At 63.1% G+C, this 15,558-nt stretch carries 21 protein-coding genes; 9 read left to right on the top strand and 12 right to left on the bottom strand.

Translation table 11 applies throughout. From position 1 onward, the window contains the following. Positions 1-7: 7 nt before the first annotated feature. The 6 genes from AB0O58_RS04915 to AB0O58_RS04890 form a co-directional block, all read right to left on the bottom strand. Entirely contained in the window at positions 8-982 is a 975-nt protein-coding gene (locus AB0O58_RS04915; RefSeq protein WP_032373453.1) for a glycine betaine ABC transporter substrate-binding protein, read from the bottom strand. Further along, the gene (locus AB0O58_RS04910; protein ID WP_179274294.1) at positions 979-1,716 is read right to left on the bottom strand and encodes an ABC transporter permease; all 738 of its coding nucleotides are present in this window, start codon (positions 1,714-1,716) and stop codon (positions 979-981) included. The genes AB0O58_RS04915 and AB0O58_RS04910 overlap by 4 nt, the downstream gene beginning before the upstream one ends. Next, positions 1,713-2,921 carry an ATP-binding cassette domain-containing protein gene (locus AB0O58_RS04905; protein ID WP_206498476.1) on the bottom strand — a complete coding sequence of 403 codons (1,209 nt, stop codon included), beginning with the start codon at positions 2,919-2,921 and terminating at the stop codon, positions 1,713-1,715. Before AB0O58_RS04905 ends, AB0O58_RS04910 begins: the two co-directional genes overlap by 4 nt. Continuing rightward, on the bottom strand, positions 2,918-3,562 hold the full coding sequence (locus AB0O58_RS04900) for an ABC transporter permease (RefSeq protein ID WP_206498475.1): 645 nt from the start codon (positions 3,560-3,562) through the stop codon (positions 2,918-2,920). The genes AB0O58_RS04905 and AB0O58_RS04900 overlap by 4 nt, the downstream gene beginning before the upstream one ends. Before the next feature lie 177 nt (positions 3,563-3,739). Continuing rightward, positions 3,740-4,960 (bottom strand): pyridoxal phosphate-dependent aminotransferase, encoded by a 1,221-nt coding sequence (locus AB0O58_RS04895; protein WP_032392587.1) that lies wholly within the window; start codon positions 4,958-4,960, stop codon positions 3,740-3,742. Further along, the gene (locus AB0O58_RS04890; RefSeq protein WP_366237964.1) at positions 4,957-5,898 is read right to left on the bottom strand and encodes a DMT family transporter; all 942 of its coding nucleotides are present in this window, start codon (positions 5,896-5,898) and stop codon (positions 4,957-4,959) included. The genes AB0O58_RS04895 and AB0O58_RS04890 overlap by 4 nt, the downstream gene beginning before the upstream one ends. Here AB0O58_RS04890 and AB0O58_RS04885 point away from each other — a divergent pair. Then, complete coding sequence (locus AB0O58_RS04885) at positions 5,897-7,291, top strand: PLP-dependent aminotransferase family protein (protein ID WP_366237963.1); 1,395 nt, start codon at positions 5,897-5,899, stop codon at positions 7,289-7,291. The two genes, AB0O58_RS04890 and AB0O58_RS04885, sit on opposite strands and share 2 nt — an antisense overlap. On the opposite strand, the gene AB0O58_RS04880 is transcribed toward AB0O58_RS04885, so the two are convergent. Beyond that, a complete protein-coding gene (locus tag AB0O58_RS04880) occupies positions 7,284-7,559 on the bottom strand; it encodes a PLD nuclease N-terminal domain-containing protein (protein ID WP_027495096.1) in 276 nt (91 codons plus the stop codon). The two genes, AB0O58_RS04885 and AB0O58_RS04880, sit on opposite strands and share 8 nt — an antisense overlap. Before the next feature lie 181 nt (positions 7,560-7,740). Between AB0O58_RS04880 and AB0O58_RS04875 the strand changes: the two genes are divergently transcribed. Then, positions 7,741-8,364: a hypothetical protein gene (locus AB0O58_RS04875; RefSeq protein WP_363796972.1), complete on the top strand. Its 624-nt coding sequence runs from the start codon at positions 7,741-7,743 to the stop codon at positions 8,362-8,364. On the opposite strand, the gene AB0O58_RS04870 is transcribed toward AB0O58_RS04875, so the two are convergent. Both AB0O58_RS04870 and AB0O58_RS04865 read right to left on the bottom strand, forming a co-directional pair. Beyond that, positions 8,348-8,863: an HD domain-containing protein gene (locus AB0O58_RS04870; protein WP_283541979.1), complete on the bottom strand. Its 516-nt coding sequence runs from the start codon at positions 8,861-8,863 to the stop codon at positions 8,348-8,350. The two genes, AB0O58_RS04875 and AB0O58_RS04870, sit on opposite strands and share 17 nt — an antisense overlap. Positions 8,864-9,002: 139 nt before the next feature. Next, complete coding sequence (locus AB0O58_RS04865) at positions 9,003-9,623, bottom strand: TetR/AcrR family transcriptional regulator (RefSeq protein ID WP_363796970.1); 621 nt, start codon at positions 9,621-9,623, stop codon at positions 9,003-9,005. 130 nt (positions 9,624-9,753) lie between these two features. Between AB0O58_RS04865 and AB0O58_RS04860 the strand changes: the two genes are divergently transcribed. Both AB0O58_RS04860 and AB0O58_RS04855 read left to right on the top strand, forming a co-directional pair. After that, a complete protein-coding gene (locus AB0O58_RS04860) occupies positions 9,754-10,113 on the top strand; it encodes a PaaI family thioesterase (RefSeq protein ID WP_363796968.1) in 360 nt (119 codons plus the stop codon). A 39-nt stretch (positions 10,114-10,152) separates the two neighbouring features. Then, entirely contained in the window at positions 10,153-10,614 is a 462-nt protein-coding gene (locus AB0O58_RS04855) for a DUF6194 family protein (RefSeq protein ID WP_222097429.1), read from the top strand. On the opposite strand, the gene AB0O58_RS04850 is transcribed toward AB0O58_RS04855, so the two are convergent. The 3 genes from AB0O58_RS04850 to AB0O58_RS04840 are packed head-to-tail and all read right to left on the bottom strand — an operon-like array spanning position 10,615 to position 12,848. Next, the gene (locus AB0O58_RS04850; RefSeq protein WP_363796966.1) at positions 10,615-11,526 is read right to left on the bottom strand and encodes a transketolase; all 912 of its coding nucleotides are present in this window, start codon (positions 11,524-11,526) and stop codon (positions 10,615-10,617) included. After that, the gene (locus AB0O58_RS04845; protein ID WP_222097430.1) at positions 11,527-12,207 is read right to left on the bottom strand and encodes a thiamine pyrophosphate-dependent enzyme; all 681 of its coding nucleotides are present in this window, start codon (positions 12,205-12,207) and stop codon (positions 11,527-11,529) included. 47 nt (positions 12,208-12,254) lie between these two features. Beyond that, complete coding sequence (locus AB0O58_RS04840; protein WP_366237962.1) at positions 12,255-12,848, bottom strand: TIGR03086 family metal-binding protein; 594 nt, start codon at positions 12,846-12,848, stop codon at positions 12,255-12,257. A gap of 103 nt (positions 12,849-12,951) precedes the next feature. Between AB0O58_RS04840 and AB0O58_RS04835 the strand changes: the two genes are divergently transcribed. From AB0O58_RS04835 to AB0O58_RS04815, 5 genes are all read left to right on the top strand, one after another. Next, positions 12,952-13,884, top strand: a complete 933-nt coding sequence (locus AB0O58_RS04835) for a YafY family protein (RefSeq protein WP_366237961.1) — start codon at positions 12,952-12,954, stop codon at positions 13,882-13,884. 29 nt (positions 13,885-13,913) lie between these two features. Beyond that, positions 13,914-14,336 (top strand): VOC family protein, encoded by a 423-nt coding sequence (locus AB0O58_RS04830; protein ID WP_366237960.1) that lies wholly within the window; start codon positions 13,914-13,916, stop codon positions 14,334-14,336. Next, complete coding sequence (locus AB0O58_RS04825; RefSeq protein WP_032407926.1) at positions 14,333-14,674, top strand: hypothetical protein; 342 nt, start codon at positions 14,333-14,335, stop codon at positions 14,672-14,674. The genes AB0O58_RS04830 and AB0O58_RS04825 overlap by 4 nt, the downstream gene beginning before the upstream one ends. Before the next feature lie 14 nt (positions 14,675-14,688). Beyond that, positions 14,689-15,162 (top strand): GNAT family N-acetyltransferase, encoded by a 474-nt coding sequence (locus tag AB0O58_RS04820; protein ID WP_366237959.1) that lies wholly within the window; start codon positions 14,689-14,691, stop codon positions 15,160-15,162. Positions 15,163-15,269: 107 nt separating this feature from the next. Then, the gene (locus tag AB0O58_RS04815; RefSeq protein ID WP_027495086.1) at positions 15,270-15,554 is read left to right on the top strand and encodes a DUF1490 family protein; all 285 of its coding nucleotides are present in this window, start codon (positions 15,270-15,272) and stop codon (positions 15,552-15,554) included. Positions 15,555-15,558: the final 4 nt, after the last annotated feature.

Raw genomic sequence — 15,558 nt, 5'->3', positions numbered from 1 at the left:
CCGGACCTCACGTCACCAGGTCTTCGCTCTTCAACCACTCGTAGGCGACATCGGATGGGTCTTCGCCCTCGATATCGACCCGCCCGTTCAACTCCTGCATCAGGTCGTCGGTCAATCGCTCGGATACGACGGCCAAAAGATCGGCGATCTCGGGATGCTGTTCGAGCACCGCGTCGCGCACCACCGCGGTCCCGCTGTAAGGCAGGAAGAAGGCCCTGTCATCCTGCAACACAGTCAGATTCAAGTTCTTGATTCTGCCGTCGGTGGTGTAGACCATGCCGAAGTTGCACGGTGAGCTGTCGGCGGTCGAGGTGTAGACGACACCCGCATCCATCCGCGTGACGTTGCCCGACGGTACGCCGTCGGGTGCGTTCAGTCCGATGCCGTAGGTGTCGAGCATCGGGCCGAAACCGTCCGAGCGAGAGAAGAACTCGTCGTCGACGCAGAACGTCCTGTCGGCCACGGGGAGCTTCGCTACATCCGACAAAGATGCGACACCCAGACGCTGTGCCGTCTCGGCCGAGGCGGCGAACGCATACGTGTCGTTGAAATTCGCGGGCGGTAGCCAATCGAGGTTGTGCTCACTCTTCTCGATGTCGCGGACGCGCTCCCACAGCTCCTGCGGATCACTGATCGTCTCGGTCTGGCTGTGGTAGTTGACCCACCCGGTACCGGTGTATTCCCAGAGGATGTCTGCGTCACCGTTGAGCTGTGCCTGTCTCGACGACGCCGACCCCGGTGCTCCGGTCAGGTCGGTGACTTTCGCGCCGGCAGCGGCAAGGTATGTGGCCGTGATCTTTCCGAGCAATACGCCCTCGGTGAAGCTCTTGCTCGTCACCACCAGCGATGCGCCGTCCAACGGGGTCGCACCGTCCGGAAGTGACGTGCTCTCGAACGTTCCCGACGAGCTGACCAACCCGCAACCGGCGAGTGCTGCCGTCAGCGCGAGAGCGGTTGCTGCCGTGGACAGTCGGCGAATCATGCCACTCCTCGTGGGGTCGCGATCAGTTCGACCACACGGCCGAGCCAGTCGATGATCAGTGCGAGCAGCGCGACGAGAACGGCACCGGAGATGAGTAACTTCGGTAGGAACAGCGTGGTACCCGTGGTGATGAGCGTGCCGAGGCTGGACGCCCCGATGAAGGTGCTCAGTGTCGCGGTGCCGACGAGAATGACCAACGCGGTACGTACGCCGTTCAGGATCACAGGCACCGCGAGCGGCAACTCCACCTGCACCAGCGTGCGGAGGCCGGAGAACCCGATTCCCCGGGCCGCTTCGATGGTCCGCTGATCGACCTGTTGGATTCCGACGATCGTATTCTGCAGAATCGGCAGTATCGCGTAGACCACCAATCCGATGACGGCGGTGCGGAACCCGGTTCCGAGCCACATCGTCAGCAACACGATCAGACCCACCGCCGGAGCGGCCTGGCCGATGTTGGCGAAGTTGACGGCCACCGGTCGGAAATTCTTCGCCCTGTCGCGAGTGAGCAGGATGCCCAACGGAATTGCGATGGCGACGACGATCACGGTCGCGGTCAACGTCAACACGATGTGGTCGACGATCGTCGTCTTCAAATTGTCCCAGCCCAGTGATGCCTGCTCGGTAGTCGTCAGCGTCGTGGAGCGGTACCACAGGATGTAACCGACCCCGAGCACGACGATGAGGAGCGGCTCGAACCACACGTCCAACGGTGCGCGACGAAGTCGATTCATGTTGCTGCGCCCTCGGTATGGGCCGAATACGAGACGTGACCGTCACCGGAGCGAGCATCCGAGAGTTGACCACGAATCACGGCCATCACGGTCGCGATCGTCAGTGCGCCAGTAACGGCACCGCGGCCGTCGGTGACGAGTACGCCGCCCTGACTGGCGGCAAGCATCGTGTCCAGTGCGTCGTTGAGCGTGGATGACGGTGCGACGGTGGGCAATCGGTCGTCGACGTAATCGGTGATGCGTTCCTTGGTGGCGACTTCGTCGAGCGACGGCCAGGCGCGAGGCCGACCGTGTTCGTTGATGACGACGATCCAGGTGGCACCCTGAGCCCGCGCACGAGCGATGACCTCCTGCGACGCATCGCCCACCTCGGCGGTGACGACTGGGTCGTGGTCGACGTCCTTGACGCGGGACAGCGTCAAATGTGCCAGCGTGGCACCGGATCCGATGAACTCCTCGACGAACGGGCTCGCAGGCTTGGCCAAGATCTCTTCCGGCGTCGCGTACTGCTCGATGTGGCCGCCCTCGGACAGAATCAATACCTTGTCGCCGAGCTTCGTCGCTTCCTCGAAATCGTGGGTGACGATGACGATGGTCTTCGCCAGCTCGTGCTGGATGGCGATGAGGCTGTCCTGCAGCCGAACCCTGGTGATCGGGTCGACGGCACCGAACGGTTCGTCCATCAGCAACACCGGTGGATCGGCGGCGAGCGCTCGCGCCACACCCACTCGCTGTTGCTGTCCTCCCGACATGTCCTTGGGGAGACGATCGCGGAAGTCGGCGACGTCGAGTCCCACCAGATCCAGCAGGTAATCGGTTCGCTCGTCGATCTTCTTTGCCTCCCAGCCCAGTACCCGGGGAATGGCTCCGATGTTCTTGGCGACCGACCAGTGTGGAAACAGGCCACCGGACTGGATGACGTAGCCGATCGACTGCCGGAGCTTGTCCGGATCCTCGCCGGTGACGTCGCGGTCTCCAATGAAGATTCGGCCCTCTGTCGGTTCGATCAGACGGTTGATCATCTTGAGAGTGGTCGTCTTACCGCAACCCGACGGACCGACAAACGCGACGATGTGGCCGGCCTCGATATCGAGATCGATCTTCTGCACCGCCGCCTTGTTCTGGCCCTTGTACTGCTTGACCACACCGTCGAGGCGAATCGAGGCGCCGGTGACCGTTCGCTCGCCGGTTGTGTTGTCCGTCATGACAATCCCTTCGAGATGGTGAGGCGCCCGAGAAGGACGAGCAGGCCGTCGAACACCAGGGCGATGACGACGATGAGCACTGTGCCGGTCACTGCCATCTCGACGGAATTGGTCCCGCCCAGTCTCGACAGGCCATTGAAGATGAGCGACCCGAGGCCCGGCCCGAGTACGTACGCGACGATGGCCGCGACGCCGACAACCATCTGAGTCGAGACGCGGATTCCGGTGAGAATGACCGGCCATGCCATGGGCAGCGAGACGGAGACGAGGATGCGGCTGCGCGAGAACCCGATTCCTTTCGCCGACTCGATCACGGTGTCGGGAACTCCACGCAGTCCGACGATGGCGTTGCCGATCACGGGCATGGCGGCGAATAACGCGAGCATGATGAACGAGGGCACCACACCCAAGCCGAACGGGACGATGAGCAGCGCGAGCAACGCCAGAGACGGAATCGTCAGCGCTACTCGACTGGTCGTCAGCGTCAGTGCCGAGAAGAGAGGCAGACGATGGACTGCGATCGCGATGAGCACGGCCACGACCGTGCCCACCAGAACCGTCTGAAACGCCAGCGACGCATGTTGATAGGTCAGAAACGCGAGGGATTCACCCCGCCCCTGCAAATAGCCCCATAGATCCACGAATTCCCTCTCGCCCGGCAGATCGGACGACGAGCGTAACCCGCATTTCCCCGGGGCGTCGGGGAAATGCGGGTTCGCCAAAGGCCTTGCAGCAGAGCGATACGCGGGTTCATCTGCGCGAATACGCCCTTGCCGAGCGCCCGCACGGACTTAAAATCAGCTCGAGCAGAATCGGTTCTACTGCGTGTACGAACTCATGAAGTTGCCGAGCCGCTCGAGTGCAGTCGAGAGATCGTCCACGTTGGGCAGGGTGACGAGCCGGAAGTGGTCGGGCACATCCCAATTGAACGCTCGACCGTGACTGACCAGGATTTTCTCGGATTCGAGCAGGTCGAGGACGAACTTCTCGTCGTCGACGATGCCGAAACGGTCGGTGTCGAGCTTGGGGAACATGTACAGCGCGCCCGCAGCCTGCACACAGCTGATCCCGTCGATGGAGTTCAGCATTCGATGCGCCAGATCCCGCTGCGCGGTCAACCGACCCGTCGGCAGCAGAAGGTCCTCGATCGATTGACGGCCGCCGAGCGCCGTCTGTATTGCATGTTGCGCAGGCACATTCGCGCACATGCGCATGTTGGACAGCAACGTGATGCCCTCGATGAAGCTCGCCGCACGGCGTCGTGGACCGGTGATCGCCAGCCATCCGGCACGGAATCCACACACTCGGTAGGCCTTCGACAACCCCGAATAGGTCAGGCACAGCACATCTTTGCCGGTGAGAGTTGCGAGATTGGTCATCTCGGAACCGTCGTACACGATCTTCTCGTAGATCTCGTCGGCGAGCAGAATCAGATCGTGCTCGCGCGCGAGGTCGACGAAACGCTGCAGAACGTCGCGTGAGTACACCGCACCAGTGGGGTTGTTGGGATTGATCACGACGATGGCCCGGGTACGGGTGGTGATCTTCGATTCCAGATCCTCGAAGTCCGGAGCCCAGTCCTGAGTCTCGTCTGCCAAGTAGTGGACCGGAGTGCCTCCGGCGAGAGCAACCGAACCCGTCCACAGCGGGTAGTCGGGGGAGGGGATCAGCACCTCGTCCTCGGGGTTGCACAGCGCCTGCATCGTCATGGTGATCAGCTCGGAGACCCCGTTGCCCAGGTAGACGTCGCCGACGTCGAGGTCGCTCAGGCCCTTTGTCTGGTAGTACTGCACCACCGCGGTGCGCGCCGAGAACAGGCCCCGCGAGTCGGAATATCCCTGCGCGGTAGGCAGATTGCGAATCATCGCCATCATGATCTCGTCGGGTGCCTCGAAACCGAACGGGGCCGGGTTACCCACGTTGAGGCGCAGGATCTTGTGCCCCTGCTCCTCGAGTTCCTCGGTCTTGTCCAGGATGCGGCCACGAATGTCGTAGCGAACATTCTCGAGCTTGCGTGCCTGATCGATCGATCGCGTCATGACGAAAGTTCCTCCTGTCGAACGGACGGCGACATCCGAGTTCGGACCGCCACTGTTGCACATACGATGACCGCTGCTCCACCCACGACCACCGGCCACGTCAGTCCCTCGTGGAGCAGGATCGCGGCCCAGCAGATCGTCAGCACCGGCTGAACGAGCTGCACCTGGCTCACGCTCGACATCGGACCGATAGCCAACCCCCGATACCAGGCGAAGAACCCCAGGTACATGCTCACGACGGCCAGATAGGCGAACGCAGCCCACTCTGCGACACCTCCGCTCGTGGGTTGATGCCACCACGCGAACGCCGTCATCGCTCCGGTCACCGGAACAGAGACGACGAGCGCCCACGAGACCGTCTGCCACGCTCCCAGTTCACGCGCAAGCAGCCCGCCCTCCGCGTATCCCACCGCGGCCGCCACGACGGCTCCGAGGAGAAGCAGATCCGACCACCCCAGTCCGGCGACCTCGCCGCCCTGCACGGCCGCGAATCCGACAGCGACCGCAGCACCAATGGCCGCAACCAACCAGAACATCGGCCGGACGCGTTGCCGCTCGCGGACGACGGCGAAGGCCGCGGTCGCAGCCGGCAGAAGCGCGATGACGACGGCACTGTGGCCGGCGGAGGCGGTGGTCAGAGCGAACGACGTGAGCACGGGGAAACCGATGACGACCCCGGCCGCGATGACACCCAGTCGAACCCATTGCCGTCCGCGTGGCAACCGTTGCGAGGTCAGGGCCAGGGCGGCAGCAGCGAGGGCCGCGGCGACGACGGCGCGTCCGGACCCGACGAACAGCGGCGACAGGCCACCGGTCACGGCAATCCGAGTCAGCGGCACGGTGAACGAGAACGCCGTGACACCCGCCAGTCCCCACACGAGGCCGGCTCGGGATAGCAGTCCCGGCGCGAGCTGGGTAGCGCTACTATGCTGTGTCATGTCCGACGATAGCAGTTCCCGGATCGTGTCTGCACTGCGAACCTGGATCGCAACCGCCCCGCCCGAGGCGAAGCTGCCATCCACTCGTGCGCTGGTGGCCCAGCATTCGGCCAGCCCCGTGACGGTGCAGAAAGCACTGCGCACGCTCATTTCGCAGGGTGTCATCGAAACACGGCCTGGCGTCGGAACATTCGTCAAGACCGTGCACACGGCCCGCCCGAACGACTACGGGTGGCAGACTGCCGCGCTCGGTGCACCCGGAAACAGATTGCAACTCCCCGCCGCACTGCAGTCCACGTCGAGTGACGTGATCGCTCTGCATTCCGGTTACCCGGCCCGAGAGCTGTTGCCGGAGCGACTCGTTCACGCTGCTTTCACCCGAGCTTCACGCACCGACGCAGTGGTTGCCCGGCCACCGACCGCAGGTCTGCCCGAGCTTCGAGCTTGGTTCGCCGCGGAACTCGGCGCTTCCACCCCGCTGGGCGTCACGCCGCCCTCGGCCAGCGACGTGGTCATCATCCCGGGCAGCCAGACCGGCCTGAGCACGGCCTTTCGGGCGCTCGTCGGTGCGGGACGCCCACTTCTCATGGAATCACCGACGTACTGGGGAGCGATTCTGGCGGCAACGCAGGCAGGCGTTCGCGTGGTCCCGGTCCCCACCGGGGTCGACGGACCCGACCCGGACGCGCTGGAGCAGGCATTCGCCGAGTCCGGCGCGCGGGCGTTCTACGCTCAACCGACCTTCGCCAGCCCCACTGGAGCGCAGTGGTCTCCGGACCTGTCCGAACGTGTGCTCGACATCGTTCGACGACACGGCGCGTTCCTGATCGAGGACGACTCCGCCCACGATTTCGGGATCACCGCCGAACCCAGCCCATTGGCCGCAAGAGACGACGGCGGACATGTGGTGTACCTGCGTTCGCTGACCAAGGTCGTATCACCGTCGATTCGATTGGCAGGCTTGATCGCTCGTGGCCCGGCCCACGAACGTATCCTCGCCGACACGGGAGCCGAATCGATGTACGTCAGCGGCATCCTGCAAACCGTCGCTCTCGATGTCGTCACCCAACCCGCCTGGCGCACACACCTACGACGCCTACGCACGCAACTCGAAGCTCGTCGAGACCTATTGGCCCACAGCCTGATCGAGTTCGCTCCTCGCGGGCATCTCGACCGGATCCCCCGGGGCGGACTCAATCTGTGGATGCGCCTGCGTAACGACATCGACCTGGAAGACGTTGTGCACAAATGCAAATTGGCGGGTGTCATCGTCGGTGCGGGAGACGATTACTTCCCGGCCGAACCCACCGGCAAGTTCCTGCGGTTGAACTACGCGGGCTCGAACGCCGGTGAGTTCCCGGATGCGGCACGCACGATCGGATCGGTCATCTGAGACTGTTCGACGCTTCGACGGCGAACGTCGAGGTGCGGCCCCATACGAACCAGACCAGAGGCCCGAGAAACGGAAACGCGAGCACGACGAAGATCCACACCGCACGGCCTGCGACACTGTAATTGGGTGAGCGAAGGATGCTGACGAGCGCGGCGACGAACAGAACGACCGCGCCGAGCACCGCCACCAAGACGATGGTTCCCAGCCCGAACCCGAGTACCTGCTCGGTGGTCGAGTGTTGTTGTGAAAGTAGTACTGCGGCGTGCATGACGGTTCCTCTGCTGTGCTTGTTCTTCGCTGTTTCGTTGACGACCACAACGCTATGGACCCGAACGTTCCTGCACATCGGTCTGCACGTGTATCTCGTCGTACATCGGACGATGTAGGCCTACCGCCGGAGTCTTCGCGCAGTTACCGTGGTGCGGACGTATACGACCTGGGGGGGACTTGTGCAGACCGTCAAGAACGACTACACGACGTGGAGGGCCCTGGGGCCGGGCGGCTTACCGGCCAACGTCGGTGGGTGGTTGATCGCCACCGCGCTACGACCGTTGTCCAGACGTGACCTTATGACCGTCGCCGGCGCGTCGCCCGCAGGCCGGCACTGGCACCTCGAACCGCGCCGAGGACCACGGCCGACGATCGCCCCGTACCCGATTCCACATCGCCAGCTCACCGACCGTGCTACGCCCGTACTGACAGACAGGATCACCGGCGCAGTTACTACCGAAGCGCGCACGAACAATCGATACCACCTGGCGCGCAGCCACTTCGAGAGGCGAGGGGACGCGCTGTATCTGACGGATGTTACCGCTGCTGCACCGTGGATTTCGCGAACCAACGGCGAGATACTCCACGTCCACGAGACCGAAGGATCGATGCACGTCGTCATGCAGCCCGACGATGCTCAGACCGTCATCTCCGCGGGCTGGGGTGAGCTACACCCCCTCGCCGGACGCCCTGGCCTCGGACTTCCCGAAACCTACGTCTTCCTCTACGCACCGAGAGATTCCGACGACGCGGATCGAATCGAACAGATCATCCATCGCGCAACAGCTACTTCGACGATATGACCCTGCGCTCCAGGGGGTTCGCCTTCATCGCCGGGTACATTCCTGAGCGCCACAAGGTCGCAGCCGTCGACTGCGGTCTCCTTCTCGATTCGATCTTCATCCTGGATGCGAAGTCTGCGGCGAAACCTTCTCGCGTATAGCTGGATTCGATGACATCCACGCAGTGCGGATCGAGGTCTCGAATCCGACGGCCACTGACGTCCATGTGCCTGGCTATAGTCTCGTGGACGATCTGCGCCGTTCGGTCGTCGCCTTCGTGTCGGCGGACGAACTCTTCGGCTCTCCCGGCTCCGATCACCGCAAAACATCCAGCCACCGGGTTCTGTTCTGCGCCGAGAGCTATGTCGTGCAACAGGCACGCGACGTACAGCGCCTCCCGATCCGGCCGTAGACCGTCGATGACCGCAAACGCCGAGGCGTACTGCCAGCACCGCACGCTGTGCATCAACATAGGCTCGCTGAGGCACCCTCTGGCCTCCTCCAGTGCTTCCCGGCACAACCGTGAATCCGGAGCATCGACTGTGTGCCATGCGGAACCCGCCGAACGTCGCCGGGGACCGAGCACAGTAGCGGGCAACATCGCGAGTTGTTCTCGCACAGCAGCTGCCACTATTCGCGCACGATGACCTGCGCTCAGCTCACCGGGTTTCATCGGGTGTTCCCTTCAGGTGGCGGAGCATATCCGCCCGCGTGATCGCGAGCATGGCGTCGAGCATGGATCGATCGACGATGCGTCGTTGATGCAGTGACACAGCACCGTTCATCGCCGCCCAGGCATTCAGAACCAATGCACGGGGGACGACGTCGGTACCGGCGTCCTCCACCGCTCGCGTCACCGAATCGATGAGTTCTCCGAGTGCTGTGTCGATCCTGTTCTTCGCCTCGCCGACCGATGCGGACTCGGACTTGTCCACATCCGTCAGCGCCAGCAGTCGCAGCGCCAATGGATCGTCGCGGTGGAACGCGATGTAGCGATCGAGGAACTCGGCAACGACGTGCGCAGATTCGACCGCAGCGGTGGGGGCAGTCATTTGCTCAGCGTGGCTCTGGGCGGTTCGCCACGCGAGAGCGGCGTAGATGTCCACCTTGCCGGCGGGGAAGTTTGCGTAGATCGAACTCACCGCCACATCGGCTGCAGTGGACAGCATCTCGATCGTCGTTGCCCGATATCCGTGGCGTAGGAAGAGCGAACGAGCGCCGTCGAGCACCGCAGTGTGTGTTCGACGCTTCCGCTTGTCGGTGGGGGTATCCAAGACCATAACTTTATCGTACTCTGATTCCGATATCGGAAGCCAATTACGATAGAGGGGTAGCGATGACAGCCAACGAAGTACTGGCACCGGACAGCGGCAGCGCGGCGATGACCATGTTCTCCCGCAATCACCGTTCGTGCAGCAACTGGGCATCGAGCTGGTCGACATCGACGAGGGCACAGCTCGACTGCGGCTGCCGTACCGCGACGAGCTGTCCACCGTCGGCCGGATGCTGCACGGCGGCGTGATCGCCGGCTGTATCGATATCGGGATCATGACCGCAGCATGGGCCGGATCCGAAGTGCCCGAGAAGCTTCGGGGCGTCACGGTCTCCATGTCTGTGCAGTTCATGGAACCGGTATATGCCGAGGGTGTCGACATCGTCGGTACTCGGATGCACGCGGGTCGGAGCCTGAAGACGTGTCGAGTCGACATCGTCGGGACCGAATCCGGCCGCCTCGTCGCAACCGGCACGGGAACCTACAAAGTCGGCTGAACTCTGGGCAGAGACCGCAGGACATGTGACGATCGATGAATGACACTCGATGACATCGTGAATCTGGTCGGCAGCTTCGACGGCACGTTGGCGCAGCGGCCTCGGGAGGGTGATGGGACTCCGGAACTCGCATGGGGCGATGTGTTCTTCTACTACTCGCCGGACGGAACTGTTCCGTCGTCCACCCAGCCGTTCGCGACCATCGTGACGAAGAACTATCCGGGAGACGAGTTGTCCCGGCTGGACCGGCCCGACGCGTTCCGTGTCAATGTCATTGCAGGAAAGCAGGAGTTCGAGCGGCTATTGGGAGTGCCCCCACGCGAAGCAGCCCACGCACCCCAGGCCGATACCGACGACACCCTTGCCGCCCACCCTCAGTACGGCACTGCGGGCTGGTTGTCGGTGGTCAACCCGTCTTCGCAGACCGAATCGCAGATCGGGGAACTCCTCGAATCTGCGTACAGCGTCACCAAGGACAGGTACGAGCGCCGCCGACACTGATCACTCGAAGAAGTCGTCCATCGATCGGGATAGTCCTTCGATGTCGAGGCCGTTGGCTCGGTCGTGTTGGGCCACCGTTCCGTACTTCCTACGCTCTCCAGGCTCCACCCCGATCCCCAGTACGCGATGCCGTATGTCTGCCATCGCTCGATCGATCTGCGGCACAGAGGTTCCCGCGAGATAGGGCTCGACGATCATGATGTCCGGCGCAGTCAGCGTTTCTCGAAGAGTCGTACCGTCGAAGGGCCTGATCGTCGACGCGTGCATCACGGTGACGTCACGTCCACTGGCCGCGGCCAGGACCCGGTCCGTCATCGGACCGACCGAGATCACAGTGCCCGAATTACCCTGTTGCAGAACGGTCATCGAACCTCCGGGTCGACCGTACGAGTGATCGTTCGAGACGCCGTCAAACCTGATGTAAACGCGGTCGTCGGATGCAGCGGCACCGCGCAGCATCCATTCGACCTCGTCGACGTGCCCGGGCACGTGCACCGTCCACCCGTCCAGGGTGTCCAGCAGTGCGACATCGCGTTGGCCGAAGTGCGTCTCACCGCCTTGCGGCCACCCGTAGGAGCCGCCCGAGCTGACCAGGATCGCGCCGACATCCTGATGTCCCAGATCGAGTTTCACCTGCTCGAAGGGTCGCTCGATCAGAAACGGTGGAAAGGTGTGCACGATCGGACGCATTCCGGCGAGCGACATACCGCCTGCGACACCGATCATCGCCTGCTCTCGAATACCCACGTTGACCACACGCGATCGGATGTCAGGAGTGAGGTTCGGTTCGAGATAGGCAGCGCCGATCTCGGCCAATACCAGCACAATTCGCTGGTCCTGCGCCAACAGCTCCGGCACCAGCCGGTAAAAGAATTCGCGTTGATCCGCAGTCCTGTTCATCGTCGACGTCACTCAGTTCTCCTTCTTCTCCACGTGGGCGACCACCACATGCGGCCGGTCGCCGCGATCGATGCGAAACGCCTGCCGGAGCGCACTGTGGTCCCTCCCGTCGACGTCGGAGGTCGACCACCCCTCGACGGCGAAGCGCGACGCGATGCCGCCGGGCCAACCCAGACCAGCCGAATCGTTGTCGATCACCACGGTGGTCAAGTTGCCCAGCTGCGATCGGCCGGCGAATTGGATGGCTTCCATGTTGCTGCCCTCGTCGAGCTCGGCGTCACCGATCAGTACGAACACCTGAGCCGGGCTTCGCTGAATCTGAAGCGCCACAGCAGTTCCGGCCGCCAACGCCACACCATGGCCGAGTGATCCCGAACCGATGTCGACCCCGGGAATCAGCGTGCGGTCCGGATGATTGCCCAGCGGTGAGTGGTAGCTGCCGAACGAAGCAAGCTCGTTCGGCGTCAGAAAGCCCCGTGCAGCGAGCACTGCGTAGTACGCCATCGGGCCGTGCCCCTTGGAGAGGTAGAACCTGTCGCGATCGGGATCGTCGGGCTGCGCCGCGTCGAGACGAAGAATGTCGGAGTACAGCACCCACAGCACGTCGAGCGTGGATGTGGCGCTGGCACCGTGCTTTTCGTCGCCGGTCATCAGCGTCATGAGTTGAGGCAACTCTTCGAAAGTCATCTGCATGGGACCACCCTGCAACCTCGAGTGCACTCGAGGTCAAGAGCGACGTACTACACCCAGCCGTCCGACGACCGACCGGAGAAATTCGCCAGGCGTTCGAGTGAACCCGCTCCCGCCCTCGGTTCCACAACGGGGCCGAACGGCACTCCCGGAACCCGCGCATCCGCGGGAAGCATTGCATGGAATTCCACTGCTACCGGCTCGACGAGAGTGTCGTCCACTTCTGCGGGCTGGCCAGTCGCCACCGCGAGGTCCCAGCCGTGCAGTAGTAGCTCGCGCGTGTATCCCCACACAGCCGATCGCCCCGGTACTTCACCCCACGGGACCGCGACCGGGGCATCGAGCAATTCATCGTCGGCCCACGCGGCACGGGCTTGCGTCACCGACGTGTCGAAGGATGCGGCGTCATGATCGGAGCACAAGGGCGACACAGAGTCCGGACTCCCGAGTTCGGCGATCGCAATCAGCCTTCGGACCGTGGCAACGAGATGCCCTGCGAGCGTCCGGACATCGAACTCGTCGCACGGAGTGGGAAGGTCCAGTTGGTCTGCGCGCACGCCGGTGAGCAGACCGCTCACCCATGCGGCGGACGTGAAGTACACCTCGCGCGGATCCGTCTGCTGCGTGGTCTCGATGGTGTTCATTGTCGATCCTTCCGTTTCGCGGCCACCGGGTGTGGCCTGCTGGGTAGAAGTAGATCGGGTGAACATGACATCTTCTGTCATGTATTGGTGAGAGACTTTTCGGGTGCGCGCAGACCGGTTGTTGTCCATCGTCATGCTGCTCCAACATCGGGGCAGACTGAACGCTGCCGACATTGCCGCCCAGCTCGAAGTATCCACGCGCACCGTGTTGCGTGACATCGAAGCGTTGTCTTCGGCGGGCATTCCGGTCTACACCGATCGCGGTCGCGGTGGTGGCATCAGTCTGCTGCAGGGCTATCGCACCGAGCTGACCGGTCTGACGGCCGCCGAGGCGACGGCATTGCTCACTTCCGGCGCGGGACGCGTCGCCACCCCGGCGTTCGCAAGCGCCATGCGCAAGGTGATCGCCGCGATACCCGACGCTCACCGAGCAGCGGCAAGCACTGCCTCACAACGAATCCTGGTCCGGCCCGACGGTTTCGCGTATCCCCACGAACCGGAAGAACATCTGGTGGAACTCCAACGGGTCGTCATAGACGGTGTGCGGATAAGAATCACGTATCGCGATCGCAGCGGCTCGGTGAACGATCGAATCCTGGACCCCATCGGGCTCGTCTACGCCGGCGATCACTGGTACCTACTCGCCGGGCGTGACGGCACCGAACGTGTCTACCGGGTATCGCGGATCGACGAACTGACCGTGCTCGACGAGCAGGCTCACCGCGCTTCCACCGTGGACCTGGAGGCCGCCTTCACCGCACACTGGAAGTCGTTCCGTGCGAGTTTGGTCGAGACCGAAATCACCTGCACAGTCGAGGAATCAGCGTGGCTTTCGTTGTCCAAGAACGTAGTACGAGTCATTGACGAGAGGATCCATCACGACGGAAAGCGACTGGTAGTGATCGTGTTCTCCGGACACAATCACGCCCTCGGTGCACTGTGGAACTGCGGACCCGGCGTAGAAGTTCTGCAGCCCACAGCAATCCGGGAGGAACTAGCTGCTCGGGCATTCGAGACCTACGAGCTGTACAGGTGAGGATTCCAGCACGTCCGTATTCTCCTGACATGCCGATTTCACATCTCGCTGTCGCAGGGACATCCGTCGACTGCGCAGACCCAAGAGAACTCGCACAGTTCTACCTGGCGCTCCTTGGAGGCGAGGTGCTGTGGGACAACGACGACAGTGCCGCAGTACAAACGATGTCCGGTGTTCGCATCGTCGCGCAGAAAGTCGAGAATTATCGACCACCCGTCTGGCCCTCGGCGGCGATCGTGCACCTCGACTTGGACGCCGGCGGACGTCTCTCCGAAGCCGTCGCATACGCACTGGACTGCGGCGCGACGGAAGCGCTCGACCAGCCCGATCTCCGATGGAGGGTGCTGCTGGACCCGGCCGGTCATCCCTTCTGCATCACCACGGAGGTCTGGGACGACGGAGACGCTGACGCATTGTCCGAACAGGGCTGCGATGACACGATGGACCGATGAACGCCCGTCAGCGACCGTGGACTCGATATCTGTTGGTCATCTGGCTGACGTGCATCTCCTTCCTGGTCATTTCCGACGTGTTGACCGAGCCGTCCATCTGGACCTGGATCAAGTTGGCTCTACTGGCCATGGCCGTGCCCTGGTTCCTGTACCGGTATTGGCGTCCCGCGCCTGTCTGCACCGTACAAAAGATCGGCCCCGAGTCCGTACCCGCCGAGGACGTCGACGCCGTTGTCGACGAACACGGGCGCACCGTCAAGGCCATTCGCTCGCTGCGTGAACTACATCCCGGCCTCGGCTTGGGTGACGCGAAGAACCTGGTTCGACCTGAACTCTGACGAAGGAACGGGCGATGATGGACATGGACGGTACACACGTAGTTCGTGACCGGGACGGCTTCGACGAGGCCGCAACACTGCTGGTCGACTTCAATCGCGAATACGACGACCCTGCACCCGAACCGAATTGGCTTGCAATGCATCTCGATCGACTGGTGCAGTCCGGTGATACCAGCGTGCTGACGTTCGGGTCTCCCGCGATCGGGGTGGCGGTCCTTCGATTTCGCATCGGAACGTGGAGCTCGAACATCGAGGCTTACCTGGCCGAGTTCTACGTTCAGCCCAGCCAGCGCGGAAAGGGCTACGGCACGACGTTTCTCGACGACGTCATCGAGCACGTCCGCAGCCGTGGCGCGACCTACCTCGATCTGAACACCTCGGAGGACGACGAGGCAGCTCGACACGTGTACGAGAAACGCGGATTCGACTGCCACGAGGGACGCGGAAGCGGCCCCAAGGCCCTGTACTACGAACTCGAACTCGAATGATCGGTTGTCGTAGAAGAAGTCCGAAACGTCCAGGAATCGCCACAGCCCGAGAAAACGAATACGATTGCCAATAACAGCGGTCCGGATCGATCCCGAGGAGTTCAATCATGGCGTTTCCGATCATCGTCGCGAAGGCAGTATCGACGGTCGTGACGGGTGCAGTCGGCGTCGCCGCATACAACGGTGCCAAGAAGCTGTACGAGAAGGCCCCCGTCCGCAAGGCTGCGGTATCGGCCACCGAACTCGGTCTGCGCGCAGCGCGCAAGGCCGAGGTTCACGCGGAATCGGCCCGACTGGCCGTGTCCGACGTCGTCGCCGAGGCCCGGGACCGGATCGGTGAAGAGGTTCAGCCGCCCACGGCCTCCGATGCAGGCCACGGCCACGCGCACTGACCGG

The sequence above is a fragment of the Rhodococcus sp. NPDC080181 genome, assembly GCF_040702225.1.
GTDB lineage: Bacteria > Actinomycetota > Actinomycetes > Mycobacteriales > Mycobacteriaceae > Rhodococcoides > Rhodococcoides fascians.
Note: the sequence above shows the minus strand (reverse complement) of the source record. Positions and strands in the feature narration are given on the sequence as shown.

Coding starts and splice junctions, on each gene's coding strand:
- AB0O58_RS04815 (WP_027495086.1), top strand. CDS start 15,270: ATGGCGTTTCCGATCATCGTCGCGAAGGCAGTATCGACGGTCGTGACG.
- AB0O58_RS04845 (WP_222097430.1), bottom strand. CDS start 12,207: ATGCAGATGACTTTCGAAGAGTTGCCTCAACTCATGACGCTGATGACC.
- AB0O58_RS04880 (WP_027495096.1), bottom strand. CDS start 7,559: ATGCACGCCGCAGTACTACTTTCACAACAACACTCGACCACCGAGCAG.
- AB0O58_RS04830 (WP_366237960.1), top strand. CDS start 13,914: ATGCCGATTTCACATCTCGCTGTCGCAGGGACATCCGTCGACTGCGCA.
- AB0O58_RS04905 (WP_206498476.1), bottom strand. CDS start 2,921: ATGACGGACAACACAACCGGCGAGCGAACGGTCACCGGCGCCTCGATT.
- AB0O58_RS04915 (WP_032373453.1), bottom strand. CDS start 982: ATGATTCGCCGACTGTCCACGGCAGCAACCGCTCTCGCGCTGACGGCA.
- AB0O58_RS04825 (WP_032407926.1), top strand. CDS start 14,333: ATGAACGCCCGTCAGCGACCGTGGACTCGATATCTGTTGGTCATCTGG.
- AB0O58_RS04890 (WP_366237964.1), bottom strand. CDS start 5,898: ATGACACAGCATAGTAGCGCTACCCAGCTCGCGCCGGGACTGCTATCC.
- AB0O58_RS04895 (WP_032392587.1), bottom strand. CDS start 4,960: ATGACGCGATCGATCGATCAGGCACGCAAGCTCGAGAATGTTCGCTAC.
- AB0O58_RS04840 (WP_366237962.1), bottom strand. CDS start 12,848: ATGAACACCATCGAGACCACGCAGCAGACGGATCCGCGCGAGGTGTAC.
- AB0O58_RS04910 (WP_179274294.1), bottom strand. CDS start 1,716: ATGAATCGACTTCGTCGCGCACCGTTGGACGTGTGGTTCGAGCCGCTC.
- AB0O58_RS04865 (WP_363796970.1), bottom strand. CDS start 9,623: ATGGTCTTGGATACCCCCACCGACAAGCGGAAGCGTCGAACACACACT.
- AB0O58_RS04855 (WP_222097429.1), top strand. CDS start 10,153: ATGACACTCGATGACATCGTGAATCTGGTCGGCAGCTTCGACGGCACG.
- AB0O58_RS04885 (WP_366237963.1), top strand. CDS start 5,897: ATGTCCGACGATAGCAGTTCCCGGATCGTGTCTGCACTGCGAACCTGG.
- AB0O58_RS04820 (WP_366237959.1), top strand. CDS start 14,689: ATGATGGACATGGACGGTACACACGTAGTTCGTGACCGGGACGGCTTC.